The 16,634-nt window shown below is 44.5% G+C and carries 18 protein-coding genes, 1 riboswitch and 1 other annotated feature; all 18 genes read left to right on the forward strand.

Features of this window, described 5'->3' with window-relative positions; translation table 11 throughout:
- Positions 1-51: 51 nt before the first annotated feature.
- The 18 genes from spoIIGA (at position 52) to pyrP (ending at position 16,604) form a co-directional block, all read left to right on the forward strand.
- On the forward strand, positions 52-981 hold the full coding sequence (gene spoIIGA / locus G4P54_RS08035; protein ID WP_024716135.1) for a sigma-E processing peptidase SpoIIGA: 930 nt from the start codon (positions 52-54) through the stop codon (positions 979-981).
- A 62-nt stretch (positions 982-1,043) separates the two neighbouring features.
- Positions 1,044-1,763, forward strand: coding sequence for an RNA polymerase sporulation sigma factor SigE (gene sigE / locus G4P54_RS08040; RefSeq protein ID WP_024716134.1), 720 nt, complete (start codon positions 1,044-1,046; stop codon positions 1,761-1,763).
- 139 nt (positions 1,764-1,902) lie between these two features.
- Positions 1,903-2,685 carry an RNA polymerase sporulation sigma factor SigG gene (gene sigG / locus G4P54_RS08045; protein ID WP_167872309.1) on the forward strand — a complete coding sequence of 261 codons (783 nt, stop codon included), beginning with the start codon at positions 1,903-1,905 and terminating at the stop codon, positions 2,683-2,685.
- Between the two features lie 138 nt (positions 2,686-2,823).
- Positions 2,824-3,615: an ABC transporter ATP-binding protein gene (locus G4P54_RS08050; protein ID WP_167872310.1), complete on the forward strand. Its 792-nt coding sequence runs from the start codon at positions 2,824-2,826 to the stop codon at positions 3,613-3,615.
- A gap of 12 nt (positions 3,616-3,627) precedes the next feature.
- A riboswitch (TPP riboswitch) is annotated at positions 3,628-3,729 on the forward strand.
- A gap of 84 nt (positions 3,730-3,813) precedes the next feature.
- On the forward strand, positions 3,814-5,100 hold the full coding sequence (gene ylmB / locus G4P54_RS08055) for an N-formyl-4-amino-5-aminomethyl-2-methylpyrimidine deformylase (protein ID WP_167872311.1): 1,287 nt from the start codon (positions 3,814-3,816) through the stop codon (positions 5,098-5,100).
- A 77-nt stretch (positions 5,101-5,177) separates the two neighbouring features.
- Entirely contained in the window at positions 5,178-5,423 is a 246-nt protein-coding gene (locus tag G4P54_RS08060; protein ID WP_024716130.1) for a YlmC/YmxH family sporulation protein, read from the forward strand.
- Between the two features lie 162 nt (positions 5,424-5,585).
- Complete coding sequence (gene pgeF / locus G4P54_RS08065; RefSeq protein WP_167872312.1) at positions 5,586-6,422, forward strand: peptidoglycan editing factor PgeF; 837 nt, start codon at positions 5,586-5,588, stop codon at positions 6,420-6,422.
- 6 nt (positions 6,423-6,428) lie between these two features.
- On the forward strand, positions 6,429-7,121 hold the full coding sequence (locus G4P54_RS08070; RefSeq protein ID WP_024716128.1) for a YggS family pyridoxal phosphate-dependent enzyme: 693 nt from the start codon (positions 6,429-6,431) through the stop codon (positions 7,119-7,121).
- Positions 7,118-7,573 (forward strand): cell division protein SepF, encoded by a 456-nt coding sequence (gene sepF / locus G4P54_RS08075; protein ID WP_024716127.1) that lies wholly within the window; start codon positions 7,118-7,120, stop codon positions 7,571-7,573. The genes G4P54_RS08070 and sepF overlap by 4 nt, the downstream gene beginning before the upstream one ends.
- A 6-nt stretch (positions 7,574-7,579) precedes the next feature.
- Positions 7,580-7,852 (forward strand): YggT family protein, encoded by a 273-nt coding sequence (locus G4P54_RS08080; RefSeq protein ID WP_003221463.1) that lies wholly within the window; start codon positions 7,580-7,582, stop codon positions 7,850-7,852.
- Between the two features lie 61 nt (positions 7,853-7,913).
- Positions 7,914-8,687 carry a YlmH family RNA-binding protein gene (locus G4P54_RS08085; protein ID WP_167872313.1) on the forward strand — a complete coding sequence of 258 codons (774 nt, stop codon included), beginning with the start codon at positions 7,914-7,916 and terminating at the stop codon, positions 8,685-8,687.
- 93 nt (positions 8,688-8,780) lie between these two features.
- Positions 8,781-9,275 carry a septum site-determining protein DivIVA gene (gene divIVA / locus G4P54_RS08090; protein WP_003221468.1) on the forward strand — a complete coding sequence of 165 codons (495 nt, stop codon included), beginning with the start codon at positions 8,781-8,783 and terminating at the stop codon, positions 9,273-9,275.
- Positions 9,276-9,337: 62 nt separating this feature from the next.
- Positions 9,338-9,564, forward strand: a binding site (T-box leader).
- A gap of 52 nt (positions 9,565-9,616) precedes the next feature.
- Complete coding sequence (gene ileS, locus G4P54_RS08095) at positions 9,617-12,382, forward strand: isoleucine--tRNA ligase (RefSeq protein WP_167872314.1); 2,766 nt, start codon at positions 9,617-9,619, stop codon at positions 12,380-12,382.
- A gap of 145 nt (positions 12,383-12,527) precedes the next feature.
- The gene (gene ylyA / locus G4P54_RS08100; RefSeq protein WP_167872315.1) at positions 12,528-12,902 is read left to right on the forward strand and encodes a sporulation-related RNA polymerase-binding protein YlyA; all 375 of its coding nucleotides are present in this window, start codon (positions 12,528-12,530) and stop codon (positions 12,900-12,902) included.
- A 102-nt stretch (positions 12,903-13,004) separates the two neighbouring features.
- A complete protein-coding gene (gene lspA / locus G4P54_RS08105; protein WP_024716123.1) occupies positions 13,005-13,469 on the forward strand; it encodes a signal peptidase II in 465 nt (154 codons plus the stop codon).
- 1 nt (position 13,470) lies between these two features.
- The gene (locus tag G4P54_RS08110) at positions 13,471-14,382 is read left to right on the forward strand and encodes an RluA family pseudouridine synthase (protein WP_167872316.1); all 912 of its coding nucleotides are present in this window, start codon (positions 13,471-13,473) and stop codon (positions 14,380-14,382) included.
- Between the two features lie 182 nt (positions 14,383-14,564).
- Positions 14,565-15,110, forward strand: a complete 546-nt coding sequence (pyrR, locus tag G4P54_RS08115) for a bifunctional pyrimidine operon transcriptional regulator/uracil phosphoribosyltransferase (protein WP_024716121.1) — start codon at positions 14,565-14,567, stop codon at positions 15,108-15,110.
- Between the two features lie 180 nt (positions 15,111-15,290).
- Positions 15,291-16,604 carry a uracil permease PyrP gene (pyrP, locus tag G4P54_RS08120; protein WP_167872317.1) on the forward strand — a complete coding sequence of 438 codons (1,314 nt, stop codon included), beginning with the start codon at positions 15,291-15,293 and terminating at the stop codon, positions 16,602-16,604.
- Positions 16,605-16,634: the final 30 nt, after the last annotated feature.

A 16,634-nucleotide genomic window follows, 5' to 3' on the forward strand; every position in this document is an offset into this window, starting at 1 on the left:
TTATGAAATAAGAAGAGGAACAGCGTGACGCGAGAAAGAAGGGAGTCAGATGTGAAAATCTATTTAGATGTCATTTGGCTGTTAAACTTTTGTTTTGATGCACTTTTGCTTTTGCTCACGGCATTTATTTTAAAACGGCATGTGAAAAAAAGAAGACTGATAGGCGGAGCGTTCATCGGTTCCAGTATTGTCCTTTTGATGTTTACTCCTTTTTCGCCGATCGTTGAACACCCGGCAGGCAAGCTGGCTTTTTCAGTTGTTATTGTGATGGTGACATTTGGCTTTAAGAGATTCCGTTATTTCTTTCAAAATTTGTTTTCCTTTTATTTTGCCACTTTTTTAATGGGGGGAGGAATGATTGGAGCCCATTCTTTGCTGCAGTCAAATTCGATCGTGCGCAATGGTGTTATGATGACGAATCAAACCGGATTTGGAGACCCAATCAGCTGGTTGTTTATTGTTGCTGGCTTCCCGGCGTTATGGTTTTTTTCTAAAAGAAGAATTGATGATATTGAAACAAAAAACATTCAATATGAGGAACGAGTCAGCGTACAGGCGGATTTGGGAGGCCAAACACTTCATGTCAGAGGGCTGATTGATTCCGGTAATCAGCTGTACGATCCTCTTACAAAAACGCCGGTTATGATTATTTACATTGATAAGCTGGAGCCGATATTCGGAGCAGCAGAAACGATGATCATCAAAAACACAGATCCATTGGAAGCCATCCAACAGCTCGATGATTCGTTTCGCTTTTTAGATAAAATGAGGCTGATTCCGTACAGGGGAGTAGGTCAGCAAAATCAATTTTTATTATGCATAAAACCGGATCACGTAACGATTATGACAAAAGAAGAAATGATTTCTGCAGATAAATGTTTAATTGGCATCAGCGCAACAAAGCTATCGGCAGATGGAGAATTTGATGCGATTATTCATCCGAAAATGCTTTCGGGCAAGGCCATCAAACACGTTTCATAAAGTTCGCAAATGTCCGTTACTTATCATACTCAAACGGCGTGACATTTAGAAGGGAGAGGAAGATGAAAAAACTGAAATTGCGATTGACGCACCTCTGGTATAAGCTGCTGATGAAACTGGGGCTGAAAAGTGATGAAGTTTATTACATAGGCGGGAGTGAAGCCCTGCCGCCGCCATTATCTAAGGATGAGGAGCAGGTACTGTTAGCGAAGCTCCCAAACGGCGATCAGGCGGCTCGCGCCATTTTGATTGAACGCAATCTGCGTCTGGTTGTTTATATCGCCCGTAAATTTGAAAATACGGGAATCAATATAGAGGATTTAATCAGCATCGGCACCATCGGATTAATCAAAGCTGTAAATACGTTCAATCCAGAAAAGAAAATCAAGCTGGCGACCTATGCCTCCCGCTGTATAGAAAACGAAATCCTGATGTATTTAAGGAGAAACAACAAAATACGCTCAGAGGTTTCCTTTGATGAGCCGCTAAATATTGATTGGGACGGAAATGAGCTTTTGCTTTCTGATGTGCTCGGCACTGACGACGACATTATCACAAAGGACATAGAAGCTAACGTAGATAAAAAGCTTTTGAAAAAAGCGCTTGAACAGCTCAATGAAAGAGAAAAGCAAATCATGGAGCTGCGGTTTGGGCTAGTCGGCGAAGAAGAAAAAACCCAAAAGGATGTAGCAGATATGATGGGAATTTCTCAATCCTATATTTCGCGTTTGGAAAAAAGAATTATAAAAAGATTGAGAAAAGAGTTCAACAAAATGGTGTAAAAATTTTTATGGTTAGAACCCCTTTATTTTACAGGGATTTCCCAATTTCGATTATTTTTCGGTCTGAGTGCAGTGCATATTTTTCCCACCCGAGGAGATACTTAACGTTGTACAGCAGCTCCTGTAGGGAGGGAAAAAAGTGTCGAGAAATAAAGTCGAAATCTGCGGGGTTGATACCTCCAAGTTACCAGTACTCAAGAATGAAGAGATGAGAAAGCTGTTTCGGCAGCTGCAGGATGAAGGTGATGATTCAGCAAGAGAAAAGCTTGTAAACGGGAACTTGCGTCTTGTCTTAAGTGTCATTCAAAGATTTAATAACAGAGGAGAGTATGTTGATGACTTATTTCAGGTCGGCTGTATCGGACTAATGAAATCCATTGATAATTTTGATCTAAGCCACAATGTGAAGTTTTCAACATACGCTGTACCTATGATTATCGGCGAGATCCGCAGGTATCTGCGCGATAATAACCCGATCCGCGTCTCAAGATCACTCCGAGATATCGCTTACAAGGCACTTCAGGTCAGAGAGCGGTTAATTAGTGAGACAAGCAAGGAGCCGACTGCCGAAGACATCGCAAAAGTTCTTGAAGTACCGCATGAGGAAATCGTATTTGCGCTTGATGCCATCCAGGATCCGGTCTCTTTATTTGAACCGATCTATAACGACGGCGGAGACCCGATTTATGTGATGGACCAAATCAGCGATGAGCGCAATAAAGATTCACAATGGATTGAAGAGCTTGCTTTAAAAGAGGGCATGAGAAGGCTGAACGAGAGGGAAAAAATGATTTTGAGAAAGCGATTCTTCCAAGGGAAAACACAAATGGAAGTAGCCGAAGAAATCGGTATTTCCCAAGCGCAAGTGTCCAGGCTTGAAAAAGCGGCTATCAAACAAATGAATAAGAACATTCATCAATAATGAAAAGCCTTTAAAACATTTTTGTTTTAAAGGCTTTTCTATTGATTTCGGGCGGTTTACGTTTTGGGAAAAATGAGGTATCCTAGTCCATACAGAGTTTTACGAAAATTAAAACAATTATAAAAGGAGTAACTCAAGATGATTTTGCAGCTAGACAATGTCTCACTAAAACGAAATGGGAAATGGATATTAAAGGATATTGATTGGAAGGTGAAAGAAAAGGAAAATTGGGTGCTTTACGGGCTGAATGGCGCTGGAAAAACAGCACTGTTAAATATGCTTTGTTCTTATTATTTTCCAACAGCAGGCGAGATGCAGGTGCTTGGCCATGAATTTGGCAAAACGGAGCTTGGGGAGAAACTCAGACGGAAAATCGGCCTCGTCTCTGCGGCTCTTCAGCAAAAATTTTATCCCGCAGACTCAGCATTTGAAATTGCTTTGAGCGGAGCTTACGCTTCGATAGGATTATATGAAACACCAAGTGCGGAAACGAGGGAAAAAGCGATTGGTTTGTTAGAGGACTTGGGAGCGATTGAATACGCCGACCGCCGCTATGAAACCCTGTCTCAAGGAGAAAAACAAAGAGCTTTGATCGCAAGAGCGCTAATGGCTGATCCAGAGCTGCTGATACTTGACGAACCAGTCACAGGTTTGGACTTTATTGCCCGGGAAAAACTGTTAGATACGATTACATACATTGCAAACAAAGAAAATGCGCCATCGATCCTTTATGTGACACATCATGCGGAAGAAATTTTGCCGGTCTTTGACAAAGCCCTTTTGCTAAAACAGGGAGAGGTCTTTAGATCAGGGGAAATAAAGAAAATGCTTACTGATCACATACTTTCTGCTTTTTTTGATACGCCAATCCATGTATTATGGAACCGGGATCGGCCGTTTTTAACAAGAGCCGAGCCGATAAATGCCTGACAAACACATATCGATTCATCCTAGGGGTGCTTTGCGAAGCTGAGAGAGACAGTGTCTCAACCCTTATGACCTGATCTGGATCATGCCAGCGGAGGGAAGCGGTGAAAAGCAGAGTACAAAGGACTCTGTTTGTTTTGATTAAGCCGTTTCACAACATGTGAAACGGCTTTTTATTTTTAGAAATAGGAGCGGATTCGATTGGATCAACAAATAGACTCTTTGCTCAAAAAAGTGGAAGAACAAAAGGAGGAGCTTATTCAGCTGGCTAAAACGCTGATTTCTTATCAAACACCTGCTCCTCCTGCAAGAAATACAGAGGGGATTCAGTCATGGATTTCGGGATTTTTAAATAAATTAGGATTCTTGATCGACAAATGGGATGTGTACCCTGGAGATCCCAATGTTGTAGGCCGCCTAAAGGGAACTGGCTCAGCAGATTATCATAGCCTGATCATCAATGGTCACGTAGATGTGGCAGAGGTAAAAGAGGATGAAGAATGGGAGCATGCCCCGTTCCATCCAATTGAAAAAAACGGTCTCTTAATCGGGCGAGGCGCTTCTGATATGAAAGGCGGGATGGCGTGTGTGCTGTTTGCTGTCAAACTGATTCGTGAAGCTGGCATTGAACTTCCCGGTGATCTGATTCTGCAATCGGTTATCGGGGAGGAAGTTGGAGAAGCCGGCACGCTTGAATGCTGCAAGAGGGGCTACAACGCTGATTTTGCAATTGTCGCGGATACGAGCGATATGCATATTCAAGGCCAAGGCGGTGTCATTACAGGCTGGATTGAAATTAAAAGCAGTCAAACATTTCATGATGGAACGAGACGGAATATGATTCATGCAGGCGGAGGAACATTCGGAGCAAGCGCAATTGAAAAAATGGCGAAAATCATTGCGGGGCTCGGTGAACTTGAACGCCACTGGTCCATTATGAAAAGTTATCCCGGCTTTACACCGGGCACAAATACAATTAACCCGGCTGTTATAGAAGGCGGCAGACATGCGGCTTTTATAGCGGATGAATGCCGGCTGTGGATCACAGTCCATTTTTATCCGAATGAAACCCATGACCAAGTGGCTGCGGAAATAGAAGATTACATCAATCGGCTGAGTGACAGTGACATTTGGCTTAGGGAAAACCGCCCTGTCTTCAGGTGGGGAGGCTCCTCTATAATTGAAGACAGGGGAGAAATTTTTCCGTCACTGGAAGTTGATCATGGCTACCCGGGCGTCTTAGCGCTTACTGCCTCCCATGAGAAAGTGAAACGGGAGTGTCCAATTATTGACGTTTCTCAATCGGTTACAGATGGCGGATGGCTGTATGATGCCGGTATTCCATGCGTGATATACGGCCCTGGCGATCTGCACAATGCACACTCCGTGAACGAGAAGGTAGCGATTGAGCACCTGGTAGAGTATACAAAAATCATACTTGATTTTATCATCAGCTGGTGCAGCAGTAAAAAAGAACAGCGGCCATGAAAATTTCTTCTTGCTGACAAGGTTCAGCCTGCCCGTTCATATACTTGAACAAAAGGACGGGAAAGGGACGTGATGGAATGATCAGCATTTCAGAATTTCAGGTGAAGGATGTCGTCAATGTCTCAAACGGAAAAAAGCTTGGAAGTATTGGTGATATTGATATCAATGTGACCACTGGAAAAATTCAGGCGATCATACTAGGGGGAAATGGGAAAATTCTCGGATTTTTTGGAAAAGAAGAGGAATTGGTCATTCCATGGCGAAATATAGTAAAAATCGGGGAAGATGTCATCTTGGTCCGATTAAATGAACCGCATACATAACCTGCTTGTTTGCTGCCGATTGGAAATTGCCGGAAGTCTCGATTCTTCCGGCACATTTCATTTTAGAAATATGTAAATCGGCGCTCAACGAATGCAGAAAGATGTGGTAAAATAAGTGGGAAATTTCGCTTTTTTAAATGTTTGTCGAAAGGTTGGATCATCATGAATACATATCACCCATTCAGTCTTACCACACCCTCGACACTCATGATACAAGACTGGACAAAAACGAATCAAAACAATAGGGAAGTCATTGCCGGATTTACGACAAAAAACGGCGGTGTCAGCCAAAAGCCTTTTGAATCGTTAAATACGGGATTGCACGTTCATGACAAAGATGCAGATGTAGTTAAAAATCGCGAATATATTGCCGATATGTTTAATATTGATTTGCAGTCTTGGGTATTTGCTGATCAGACACATGATAACCGCGTTCAGAAAGTGACGCAGAGGGATAGTGGAAAAGGCGCACGTGAGTATCACACGGCTCTAAAAGCAACGGACGGGCTTTACACAAATGAAAAAAATGTGTTCTTGGCATTATGCTTTGCTGATTGTGTGCCTCTTTTCTTTTATGATCCGGTTAAATCGCTTGTCGGGGTCGCCCATGCCGGGTGGAAAGGCACCGTCAAACAGATTGGCAGAGAAATGGTGAAGCAATGGACTGAGAAGGAAGGGTCAAATCTCTCAGATATTCATGCAGTTATTGGGCCGTCTATCAGCGGGGCATGCTATACAGTAGACGACCGTGTTATGGATGCTGTCCGGGCATTGCCGATTTCAGCAGACCGTGCCGTGAATCAGACGGGACAGGCACAATATCAGCTTGATCTGAAAGAGCTGAACCGGCTTATACTGATCGATAGCGGTTTGGCAAATGAACAGATTTCTGTCAGCGCTTTATGCACGGAAAGTGAGCCGTCTCTTTTCTATTCTCACCGCCGCGATCAGGGGAAAACTGGACGGATGATGTCCTTTATCGGAATGAAGGAGGCATAAAAGATCGTGCGTGTTGCTGATCAATTACGACATATAAACGAGCGAATAAACGAAGCATGTAACAGATCGGGCCGCAGCTCCGATGAAGTTACGGTTATAGCAGTCACAAAATATGTATCGCCTGAAAGAGCACAGGAGGCAGTGGATGCGGGCATCACCTGCCTCGGAGAGAACAGGGATGCGGAACTGCTCCGCAAACAGGAAATAATCAAAGGGAATCCGGAATGGCATTTTATCGGCAGTCTGCAATCAAGAAAAGCAAAAGCTGTCGTCCATTCTGTTTCCTATATCCATTCCTTAGACCGGCTCTCATTAGCGAAAGAAATTGAAAAACGTGCTGAAGGTACTGTCCGATGCTTTGTGCAGGTCAATACCTCGCTTGAACCTTCTAAGCACGGCATGAAAAAAGAAGAAGTCATTCCATTCATACAGGAGCTTTCCGGCTTCAAACACATCGTTGTGGCCGGACTGATGACAATGGCTCCGCTGACTGATGATCAAGGTCAGATCAGAAGCTGTTTCCGGGCGCTGAGAGAGCTCCGCGATCAGGTTCAGGAGCTGAAACAGCCAAACGCTCCATGTACTGAACTGTCGATGGGCATGTCAAATGATTTTGAAATTGCAATTGAAGAAGGGGCTACTTATATTAGGATCGGCTCATCGTTAGTCGGAAATGAAACAGGGGGTGTACAGCAATGAGTATGAAAAATAAACTGAAAAACTTTTTCTCAATGGATGATGAAGAATACGAATATGAATATATTGAGACAGAGCGGGAGTCTCATGAAGAGCAGGAGCAAAAAGAAAAGCCGGCTTATACCGCAAACAAACCTGCGGGCAAACAGAATGTAGTGAGCTTGCAAAGTGTTCAGAAATCCTCTAAAGTGGTGTTGAGTGAGCCGCGCGTGTATGCGGAGGCGCAGGAAATAGCCGACCATTTGAAGAATCGGCGGGCAGTTGTCGTCAATCTTCAGCGGATACAGCATGACCAAGCTAAGCGGATTGTTGATTTTTTAAGCGGAACCGTTTATGCCATCGGCGGCGATATTCAAAGAATCGGCTCAGATATTTTTCTCTGCACGCCTGACAACGTAGATGTATCAGGCACAATTTCTGAGCTCATATCTGAAGACGAACATCAGAGGTGGTAAAGCGAGATGATCCTTTATCAAGTTTTTTCAGTTTTAAGCTTATTAATCACAATATACTCATTTGCCCTGATTATATATATTTTTATGTCATGGGTGCCGAGTACAAGGGAAACAGCAGTCGGGCGTTTTTTAGCTTCGATTTGTGAACCATATCTCGAACCATTTAGAAAAATCATCCCTCCGATCGCAATGCTGGATATTTCACCGATTGTAGCCATTCTTGTGCTTCGGTTTGCGACAACCGGCTTGTGGGGGCTCTATCGCATGATTGCGTTTTAATGTGACAGTTTGATAGGGGGCTTGGCAGCAGCCAAGCCTCTTTACATAGAAGGGAAAGACGATGAGCGATATCTATCAGCACTTCAGAAAAGACGAGCGGGCCTTTGTTGATCAGGCGCTCGAATGGAAAAGTATTGTCCAGGAGCAGTACAGGATGAAGCTGACCGACTTTTTAGACCCCCGAGAGCAGGTCATCCTCTCTGCTGTTACGGGACAGGCCGATGTCGGGCTTGCTTTTTCCGGCGGCTATGACAGAGCGGAGCGAAAACGGGCGATTCTCTATCCGGAGTACATGACGCCGGAAGAGGCGGATTTTGAACTGCAGGCTTTTCACGTCCGCTATGCAGAAAAGTTTGTCTCAGTAGATCACCGTTCTCTGCTTGGTGCATTAATGGGCATAGGCTTAAAGCGGCAAAAGTTTGGTGATATTGTTTTTTCTGAGACAGCAGTGCAATTGATTGTCTCAGCCGATACCGCTGATTTTGTGGCTGCGCAGCTGACCCAAGCAGGCAAAGCGGCGGTCAGCTTAGAGAAAATTGACTTGTCAGACCTTAACATTCCGGCAGTTGATGTCGAAATAAGGGATGACACGGTTTCTTCTTTGAGGCTTGACGCCGTCTGCGCCTCTATGAGCAGGCAATCCCGCCAGAAATCGCAGACGCTCGTAAAAAACGGGCTCGTAAAAGTGAACTGGAAGGTAGTTGAAGATCCTTCCTATATGGTGGCGGAAGGGGACATGCTGTCTATCAGAGGTTTTGGCCGCTGCAGCTTAACAAAAATCGAAGGAAAAACCAAAAAAGACAAATGGAGAGTGACGTTTGAACGACAAAAATAGTCGGTTTTTCAGTTTTTTTCTCCATCTGTGCGAAATTTGTTTTATAATGTGAACTAGATAACCGTACTGAAATGTAAAAATGGAGGTGGCATCATGCCATTAACGCCAAATGATATTCACAACAAGACGTTTACAAAAAGTTTTCGCGGATATGATGAAGATGAAGTAAATGAATTCCTAGCGCAAGTCAGAAAAGATTACGAAATTGTTCTCCGTAAGAAAACTGAGCTTGAAGCGAAAGTCAATGAACTTGATGAAAGAATCGGACACTTTGCCAATATTGAGGAAACGTTGAATAAATCAATTTTAGTTGCCCAAGAAGCGGCTGAAGACGTAAAACGCAATTCTCAAAAAGAAGCAAAGCTGATCGTTCGGGAAGCGGAGAAAAATGCTGATCGCATTATCAACGAGTCTTTATCAAAATCCAGAAAAATCGCTATGGAAATTGAAGAGCTGAAAAAACAGTCTAAAGTTTTCAGAACACGTTTCCAAATGCTGATTGAAGCGCAGCTTGATCTTCTGAAAAATGACGATTGGGATCATCTGCTTGAGTATGAAGTCGACGCAGTATTTGAGGAAAAGGAATAAATTCTCTGATTATCTTGACATTTTCTTAGCTTGTCGAATATAATACGTTCATAAATTCAGATGAAAAAACGGTTGAAAGGGACAGTCATGTTTCATTCAGGCCTTCATAGCGACCCGGAGATGGTGAAAGTCCGGGATGGCCGGAATCATGTAGATCAGCCCTTAAGTTTCCTTTCTGAACTCACAGTAGGTTAGGACGTTCATCACGTTACGATGCTCGAGAGGAAAAAGCGTATGGTGGCTTTTTCTAAAAGGGTGGTACCGCGAGATAAGCTTTCTCGTCCCTTATGGGATGAGAGGGCTTTTTTTATTTTCTGAAAAAATGCAGTGGAGGAATGAAAATGGATTTTAAAGATACGCTCTTAATGCCGAAAACAGATTTTCCGATGCGGGGAAATTTGCCAAACCGTGAGCCTGACATCCAAAAGAAATGGGAGGAAGAGGAGATCTACCGTCTTGTGCAGGAACGGACGAAAGACCGCCCGAAATTTGTTTTACATGATGGACCTCCGTATGCAAACGGTGATATCCATATGGGTCACGCGCTTAACAAAATTTTGAAGGATTTCATTGTCCGCTACAAATCAATGAGCGGCTACAACGCGCCGTATGTACCAGGCTGGGATACACATGGATTGCCGATTGAAACGGCTCTCACAAAAAATAAAAAAGTCAACCGCAAAGAAATGTCAGTAGCGGAATTCCGCAAACTGTGCGAAGAGTACGCTTGGAAGCAAATCGAGGGACAGCGTGAGCAGTTTAAACGCCTTGGTGTCCGCGGTGATTGGGAAAACCCGTATGTGACTTTAAAACCGGAATACGAAGCGCAGCAAATTCGCGTATTTGGTGAGATGGCAAAACGAGGCTACATTTATAAAGGCCTTAAACCAGTCAACTGGTCACCTTCAAGTGAGTCTGCTTTGGCTGAAGCCGAAATCGAATATCAAGATAAACGTTCAGCATCTATTTACGTTGCTTTCGGTGTGAAAGACGGAAAAGGCGTTCTGGAAAACGGCGAGCGTATCATCATTTGGACAACAACGCCGTGGACAATTCCGGCGAACCTCGGAATTTCAGTGCATCCTGATCTTGAGTACAGTGTGATTGCGGTGGGTGAAGACCGCTTTGTTGTAGCCAGTGCTTTAGTTGAAAATGTTGCGGCTGCATGCGGATTTGATCAATATGAAGTGACAAGAACGATTAAAGGGAAAGACCTTGAGAATATTGTCGCTGAACACCCGCTCTATGGCAGAGACTCTCTCGTTATGCTTGGTGAACACGTAACAACTGATGCCGGTACAGGCTGCGTTCATACAGCCCCGGGACATGGGGAAGACGACTTTATCATCGGCCAAAAATACGGTTTAGACGTGCTTTGTCCTGTTGATGCAAAAGGTGTTATGACAAGCGAAGCGCCCGGCTTTGAAGGCATGTTTTATGATGATGCGAACAAAGCGATCACACAGCAGCTTGATGAAAAAGGCGCGCTTGTAAAACTTGAATTCATTACTCACTCTTACCCGCACGATTGGAGAACGAAGAAACCAACCATTTTCAGAGCGACAGCTCAATGGTTTGCGTCTATTAAAGATTTTAGATCAGATCTCCTGGATGCCATTAAAGAAACCAAATGGGTTCCTGAATGGGGCGAGCAGCGTTTGCACAACATGGTGCGTGACCGCGGAGACTGGTGTATTTCCAGACAGCGCGCATGGGGTGTTCCGATTCCGGTATTTTACGCTGAAAACGGAGAACCGATTATTACAGATGAAACCATTGAACATGTTTCTGAATTATTCAGACAGCACGGATCAAACATTTGGTTTGAAAAAGAAGCGAAAGATCTTCTTCCGGAAGGCTTTACGCACCCTGGCAGCCCGAACGGTACATTTACAAAAGAACAGGACATCATGGATGTGTGGTTCGATTCGGGATCTTCCCACCAAGCCGTGCTTGAAGAACGTGAAGATCTCGTTCGTCCGGCTGATTTATATCTAGAAGGATCAGACCAATATCGCGGCTGGTTCAACTCATCTCTTTCTACAGGAGTAGCCGTGACAGGGAAAGCGCCGTATAAAGGCGTGCTCAGCCATGGATTTGCACTGGATGGAGAAGGGCGCAAGATGAGTAAATCAATCGGTAACGTCGTTGTTCCAGCTAAAGTCATGAAACAGCTTGGCGCCGACATCTTGAGATTATGGGTGTCTTCAGTTGATTACCAGGCGGACGTTCGTGTGTCTGACGCGATTTTGAAACAGGTTGCTGAAGTATACCGCAAAATCCGCAACACGTTCCGTTTCCTTCATGGCAACTTATTCGATTTTGATCCAAAAACGAATGCGGTGGCTGTCGAAGATCTTCGTGAAGTGGATCAGTATATGCTGATTAAGCTGAACAAACTGATTGAAAAAGTGAAAAAAGCGTACGATGAGTACGAATTTGCGGTTGTGTATCACAGCATCCATAATTTCTGCACAATCGAATTGAGTTCATTCTATCTTGATTTCGCAAAAGATGTTGTATACATCGAGCATGCCGATCATCCGGATAGACGCAGCATGCAGACCGTATTCTACGAGACGCTTCTCGCATTAGTGAAGCTGTCAGCGCCTATCCTTCCGCATACGGCTGACGAGCTATGGTCTCATTTAACATTTGTAGAAGAGCAGAGCGTGCAGCTGACAGACATGCCGGAAACAACTAAGGTTCCAAACAGCGAAGCGACTGAAGAAAAGTTCGATCGCTTTATGGCTATTCGTGATGATGTGCTAAAAGCGTTAGAAACTGCGCGGAATGAAAAAATCATTGGTAAATCATTGGAAGCGAACCTGAAATTGTATCCGAACAAAGAAAACCAAGAGCTCTTGGCTTCCATTAAAGAAAATCTTTCTCAGCTGTTTATTGTTTCTGAACTGACAATCGGCGAAGAAAATGAAGCGCCGAACGATGCGCAAAGCTTTGCGACGGGCAAAATCATTGTCGAAAAAGCAGAAGGCGAAATGTGTGAGAGATCGCGTGTGATTTCAAAAGATGTGGGTGTAAATCCGAAATACCCTACACTTTCACTGCGAAACGCTGAAATCGTTGAAAAATACTATCAAAAATAATGGAAAAGGGCCCGGCGGAAAAAGCCGGGCTTTTTTCGTGCCAAGAGTGACATCGTTTAGAACGGCAGGAAAAATCTTATGGGCTTTAGATCATCATTCACAGGCAACAATATAGGTACTACGTTAAGAGCAGGAGTTGTGATGAATGAATGATCAACTGACCGCAATTTATACGGAACTTCTTCTAATGAAAGAAGAACTACAGTCGAGGTTATTTGAGTATTCTTGCTTTCAAGTTTCAACAAGCCCGCAAGCCGCAATCAATCATAAACAAAAAGCAACTCTGATCTATCACATTAAAGAAGAGCTTCAAGATGTTCTCCTGGCATTGTCCAAAATCGAAAACGGCACATTTGGATACTGTGAAGAAACCGGGGATGCCATTCCTCTCTCAAAGCTGGCGGTTCTGCCGACTGCCCGAACAGCAAACGATTTTGTTTATTCTGTCCAATTTGAAAAAAAAACGCTTCCGCTGTGGAAATCAACGGATATCGAATATGGTCAGGCACTGTATGAATAACAGTGTCTGGCCGGCTAATATGCCTGATATATCTTTACTCCGGGGCTTTTTATTGATAAAATGCATAATGGATTAAAGTAACCGTAAACTGGAGGAACGTTTGTGCTGTATTATGTGATCGCACTACTTATTATTGCAGCTGATCAATTGACAAAATGGCTTGTCGTTAAGAACATGGAGCTTGGCCAAAGCATTCCGATCATTGATCAGGTATTCTATATCACCTCCCATCGCAATACGGGTGCTGCATGGGGGATATTAGCCGGTCAGATGTGGTTTTTCTACCTCATTACAACCGCGGTTATTATTGGCATTGTTTATTACATACAGCGTTATACAAAAGGACAAAGGCTTCTTGGCGTTGCCCTCGGACTTATGCTTGGCGGTGCCATCGGCAACTTTATCGATCGGGCTGTCAGACAGGAAGTTGTTGACTTTATCCACGTGATGATTGTGGATTACAATTACCCGATTTTTAACATCGCGGACTCTTCACTATGTGTCGGCGTCATGCTTTTATTTATACAAATGCTGTTGGACAGCGGGAAAAAGAAAAAGGAGCAATAGCATGAATCAATTTGATATAACCGCTTCAGAAGAACAAAAAAGTGAGCGGATTGATAAATTTCTGGCATCGGCCGAAAATGATTGGTCGAGAACCCAGGTGCAGCAATGGGTGAAAGACGGACAAGTTGTCGTAAACGGAAATCCTGTAAAAGCGAATTATAAAATTCAGCCGGGTGATCAGGTGACCGTCACTGTGCCTGAGCCGGAAGCGCTCGACGTACTGGCAGAACCGATGGATCTGGATATTTACTATGAAGATCAGGATGTGCTGGTCGTCAATAAACCTCGCGGAATGGTTGTGCACCCGGCTCCCGGGCATCTTACCGGCACACTTGTAAACGGCCTTATGGCTCATTGCACGGATCTATCTGGAATTAATGGCGTGATGCGTCCGGGAATCGTTCACAGAATCGATAAGGACACGTCCGGCTTATTAATGGTGGCGAAAAATGATATGGCGCATGAGTCACTCGTAAACCAATTGGTCCACAAAACGGTTACTCGGAAATATACGGCGGTTGTCCACGGGCTTATTTCTCACGATGACGGCACAATTGATGCGCCAATCGGACGGGACAAGAAAGACCGTCAAAGCATGACTGTCACGCGTGATGGCAAAAACGCCGTCACTCATTTTCATGTGCTTGAGCGTTTTCAAGATTTTACGTTGGTGGAATGCCAGCTTGAAACAGGAAGAACCCATCAAATCCGTGTGCATATGAAATATATCGGATTTCCATTAGCGGGTGATCCAAAATATGGTCCAAGAAAAACGATCGATTTTAACGGACAGGCACTTCACGCCGGAATTTTAGGCTTTGATCACCCTCGCACCGGTGAGTATGTCGAATTCGAAGCGCCGCTTCCGGAGGATATGGCAGAATTAATCGAAAACCTCAGGAAAAACGGTTGACAGACTGTTCCTTTTCTGAAATAATAAACGAAGCTGAATAGATTCTTTAAAACAGTCCAGAGAGGCTGAGAAGGATAACGGATAGACGGGATGCGTGTATGTGCACGCACCTTGTCCTAAAACCCCTCTATGCTCTGGCAGGAGGGGTTTTTTCTTCTATATGAACTGTGAGGTGTCACACATTGAATCAAAAAGCTGTCATTCTCGACGAACAGGCAATCAGACGGGCGCTGACCAGAATTGCCCACGAAATGATTGAACGCAATAAAGGAATGAATAACTGCATCCTGGTCGGCATCAAGACAAGAGGGATTTACTTGGCCAAACGCCTTGCAGAACGAATCGAACAGATTGAAGGAAACCCTGTAACAGTCGGTGAAATCGATATTACTCTTTATAGAGACGATCTTTCCAAAAAAACGAGCAATGAAGAACCGCTTGTGAAAGGTGCAGATATTCCGGTAGACATCACAGATCAAAAAGTCATTCTCGTTGACGATGTCTTGTTCACCGGAAGAACGGTCAGAGCGGGTATGGATGCGCTTGTTGATGTAGGCAGACCTTCCTCCATTCAGCTGGCTGTGCTTGTTGACAGAGGACACCGGGAGCTGCCAATCCGAGCGGATTATATTGGGAAAAACATCCCGACATCAAAAGCTGAAAAGGTTATGGTTCAGCTTGATGAGGTGGATCAAAACGATCTCGTCGCCATTTATGAAAATGAATAATAGATCACCTTTTTAAAGGCAATCCAGAGAGGTTGCAAAGAGGTGCACAACGAAGATCCAGCCCCGAAAGAATTCGGCAGGTCTTTGTATGCCTCTTTGCGTAAAAACAGCAAAGAGGTTTTTTTATGCAGTCATTGAGTCATCCTAATATAAAAGTTCACAATCAGGGGGAAAATCATCATGAGTAAGAAAAAAGTAAATTTAGGAGTCAGAGATGTCCCGACACCTTTCTCTTGGGTTTCATTCAGCCTGCAGCATTTGTTTGCCATGTTTGGTTCAACAATATTAGTTCCGAAGCTGGTCGGAATGAGTCCTGCTGTAGCATTGGTTACAAGCGGCATCGGGACACTGGCTTACCTTCTGATTACGAGAGGGCAAATTCCGGCGTATCTCGGTTCTTCCTTCGCCTTTATTTCTCCGATCATACTTGTAAAAGCGACCGGCGGGCCGGGAGCGGCAATGGTCGGAGCGTTTCTGGCAGGATTAGTGTACGGGCTGATTGCCTTATTGATCAGGCAGCTTGGAACAGGATGGCTGATGGGGATTCTCCCGCCTGTTGTCGTAGGACCTGTTATTATCGTTATCGGGCTGGGGCTGGCAAGCACTGCGGTAAATATGGCGATGTACGCTGATCCAAATGCGAGTGAATTGGTCTACAGCTTAAAGCACTTCAGTGTAGCAGGGGTTACGCTGGCCATCACGATTATTTGCGCGATTTTCTTACGGGGGTTTCTAAGCCTGATTCCGGTTTTGATCGGAATTATTGGCGGATACCTGTTCGCCCTTACTCAAGGGATTGTCAACTTTCAGCCGGTGCTTGACGCGAAATGGTTTGCAGTGCCTGAATTTGTCATCCCGTTCAAAGACTATTCACCAACAGTAACACTCGGCATCGCAGCGGCAATGGTACCCGTCGCGTTTGTGACAATGTCAGAGCATATCGGCCACCAAATGGTGCTGAGCAAAGTTGTCGGACAAGATTTCATTAAAAAGCCGGGGCTTCACCGCTCCATTATGGGTGACAGCGTGGCGACAATCCTTGCTTCCCTGATCGGCGGCCCTCCGACGACAACTTACGGGGAAAACATTGGCGTGCTGGCCATCACAAGAGTATTCAGCGTCTTTGTTATCGGCGGCGCAGCGTTGATTGCCCTTTGCTTCGGCTTTATCGGCAAAATCTCAGCCCTGATCAGTTCAGTGCCGTCAGCGGTCATGGGAGGCGTCTCCTTCCTGCTGTTTGGAATCATCGCTTCGAGCGGTCTGAGAATGCTGATTGACAACAAAATTGATTATGAAAACAACAGAAACCTCATCATTACATCGGTCATCCTGGTGATCGGCGTAGGAGGCGCTTTTATCCAAGTGTCTCAAGGAGGATTCCAAGTGTCAGGAATGGCGCTTGCCGCAATTGTCGGTGTCATCTTAAACCTGATTCTTCCGCAGGCGAAGGAGGAGCAGGAGCAGGCTGACACATCTGAACAACATCATATCTAAAACCTTTTAATGAAAGTCCAGAGAGGCTTG

The organism is Bacillus tequilensis (genome assembly GCF_012225885.1).
Classification (GTDB): Bacteria; Bacillota; Bacilli; order Bacillales; family Bacillaceae; genus Bacillus; species Bacillus tequilensis.

Bases quoted from the DNA above. Each gene is read 5' to 3' on its own strand.
- G4P54_RS08110 (WP_167872316.1), top strand. From the start codon at position 13,471: ATGAATCAATTTGATATAACCGCTTCAGAAGAACAAAAAAGTGAGCGG.
- divIVA (WP_003221468.1), top strand. From the start codon at position 8,781: ATGCCATTAACGCCAAATGATATTCACAACAAGACGTTTACAAAAAGT.
- G4P54_RS08080 (WP_003221463.1), top strand. From the start codon at position 7,580: ATGATCCTTTATCAAGTTTTTTCAGTTTTAAGCTTATTAATCACAATA.
- pyrP (WP_167872317.1), top strand. From the start codon at position 15,291: ATGAGTAAGAAAAAAGTAAATTTAGGAGTCAGAGATGTCCCGACACCT.
- sigE (WP_024716134.1), top strand. From the start codon at position 1,044: ATGAAAAAACTGAAATTGCGATTGACGCACCTCTGGTATAAGCTGCTG.
- sepF (WP_024716127.1), top strand. From the start codon at position 7,118: ATGAGTATGAAAAATAAACTGAAAAACTTTTTCTCAATGGATGATGAA.
- G4P54_RS08060 (WP_024716130.1), top strand. From the start codon at position 5,178: ATGATCAGCATTTCAGAATTTCAGGTGAAGGATGTCGTCAATGTCTCA.
- G4P54_RS08085 (WP_167872313.1), top strand. From the start codon at position 7,914: ATGAGCGATATCTATCAGCACTTCAGAAAAGACGAGCGGGCCTTTGTT.
- ileS (WP_167872314.1), top strand. From the start codon at position 9,617: ATGGATTTTAAAGATACGCTCTTAATGCCGAAAACAGATTTTCCGATG.
- pgeF (WP_167872312.1), top strand. From the start codon at position 5,586: ATGAATACATATCACCCATTCAGTCTTACCACACCCTCGACACTCATG.
- ylyA (WP_167872315.1), top strand. From the start codon at position 12,528: ATGAATGATCAACTGACCGCAATTTATACGGAACTTCTTCTAATGAAA.
- G4P54_RS08050 (WP_167872310.1), top strand. From the start codon at position 2,824: ATGATTTTGCAGCTAGACAATGTCTCACTAAAACGAAATGGGAAATGG.